1 protein-coding gene is annotated in these 485 nt (G+C 64.7%); it reads right to left on the bottom strand.

What is annotated here, in order from left to right; genetic code table 11:
* On the bottom strand, window positions 1-485 hold a 485-nt coding region (locus ACELLULO517_RS28480; RefSeq protein WP_227310881.1), incomplete at both ends, for a hypothetical protein.

Below are 485 nucleotides of genomic sequence, written 5' to 3'. Positions count from 1 at the left end.
TCGTTGAACAGCAGGGTGCTGTCCGCGCCGTCGATGGTGATGGTGCCGGGGCCGGTGCCGTCGATGCCGGTCGCGGCGAAGGTCCCCTGGATCTCGGCCGTGCTCTCGCCGTCGACGGTGAAGTTGCCCTCGACCGTGTCGTTCTTGAAGAGGCCGAAGCCGATGCCGAGCGATCCGCCGTTGAGGACGAGGGTCGCGTTCTCCAGCGTGCCGTAGTTGAGGATGGTGGAGAAGGGGCTGTTGGTGCCGATGTTCAGCGTCTCGCCTTCGGCATTGAAGAGGCCGTCGATCTCGACGAGGCCGCCGGCGGTCTGGGCCTGGGTCAGGGCCGAGGCATAGGTGTCGAGGTCAAGCTCGCCGCCGCCATTGATCTCGATGGAGCCGGTATTGGTGAAGGTATTGAGATAGGCGATCGTCGCGGTGGAGGCATTGCCGATGGTGAGCAGGCCGGTATTGGCGAAGGTGCCGTAGGGGGTGATCTCGAG

Origin of the sequence: Acidisoma cellulosilyticum (genome assembly GCF_020621385.1) — a bacterium.
In the GTDB taxonomy this organism is placed as follows: domain Bacteria; phylum Pseudomonadota; class Alphaproteobacteria; order Acetobacterales; family Acetobacteraceae; genus Acidisoma; species Acidisoma cellulosilyticum.
The sequence above is the reverse complement of the archived record's forward strand: the minus strand, read 5'-3'. Positions and strand labels throughout refer to the sequence as shown.